Raw genomic sequence first — 1,229 nt, 5'->3', positions numbered from 1 at the left:
ACGCAGGTGTCGCCCGCCTCGACGCCGGCGCTGACCGCGGCGTGGTGGCCCGTCCCCATCACGTCGGTCAGCGGAAGCAGTGCTTGCAGGGTCTCTTCGTCGTCGGCGTGTCGGTCCGGAACCCGAACGAGCGTCCCGTCGGCGTGCGGCGACCGTACGTACTCGCCCTGTGCCCCACCGTTGTCGCCGCTCCAGGAATCGCCGTTGCGACAGGAAGTGTGCAGTCCCTTCCGGCAGAACTCACACTCCCCGCAACTGACGACGAACGGCGCGAACACGCGGTCGCCGGGTTCGACCGACCGCACGTCGTCGCCCACTTCCTCGACGATGCCCATCGGTTCGTGGCCGACTCGGGAGTTCTCCTCGCGGTCACGCTGGCCGCGATAGAACCACAGGTCCGACCCACAGACCGCCGTATGGGTGACTCGAACGATGGCATCAGTCGGTTCCTCGATTTCGGGTTTCGGTACCTCCTCGACGGCGATGTCTCCCGGTCCACGATAGATTGCGGCGCGCATACGACATCCCACGGACCGCATTCGAATAAAGCGTGTACCACACCACTTTTCGCCTCGCACGACCGACGTATTCGCATGAAAACGCTCGCCTTCGACGGTCGAACCGGGGCAAGCGGCGACATGCTCATCGGCGCCTTGCTTGCGGCCGGCGCCGACGCCGAGGTGCTCTCGCCCATCGAAGACGTACTCGACGTGACCTACCGCATCGGCGAGACGACGAAGAACGGTATCCGAGCGACGACCGTCGACGTGTTGGTGGACGGCGAGGACGGCGACCACACTCACGACCATGACGACGACCACCACGGCCATACTCACGACCACGAACACGCTCATGACCCGACTCATGAACATGGCCATGAGCACGACCATAGCCACGAACACACCCACGCCGAGGGCCACGGCCCGAACCGGACCTACGCGGAGTGTCGGGACATCGTCGGCGAGATGGGTCTTCCAGAGGCCGTCGAAGCCGACGCCAAGGCGGTGTTCCGGCTGCTCGGCGAGGCCGAATCCCGAGTCCACGGGACCGACCTCGAAGAGACACACTTCCACGAGGTGGGGGCCGACGACGCCATCGCCGACATCGTCGGCGCGGCGCTGCTGTTCGACGACCTCGACGCCGACCGCGTGGTGACGACGCCGGTCGCCGCGGGCGGTGGCGAGGCGTCGATGAGCCACGGCGTCTACCCGGTGCCGACGCCGGCCGTG

2 protein-coding genes are annotated in these 1,229 nt (G+C 66.6%); one reads left to right on the top strand and one right to left on the bottom strand.

Features of this window, described 5'->3' with window-relative positions; all coding sequences use genetic code 11:
• Positions 1-518 (bottom strand): alcohol dehydrogenase catalytic domain-containing protein (locus tag GJ631_RS18340; RefSeq protein WP_156710531.1); only part of this gene is annotated, 518 nt, incomplete at its 3' end.
• 75 nt (positions 519-593) lie between these two features.
• Between GJ631_RS18340 and larC the strand changes: the two genes are divergently transcribed.
• Positions 594-1,229, top strand: a 636-nt coding sequence (larC, locus tag GJ631_RS18335) for a nickel insertion protein (protein WP_156710530.1), incomplete at its 3' end; no start/stop codon positions are given.

Source organism: Natronomonas sp. CBA1123, assembly GCF_009741925.1.
Taxonomy (GTDB): Archaea; Halobacteriota; Halobacteria; order Halobacteriales; family Haloarculaceae; genus Natronomonas.
The sequence above is the reverse complement of the archived record's forward strand: the minus strand, read 5'-3'. Positions and strand labels throughout refer to the sequence as shown.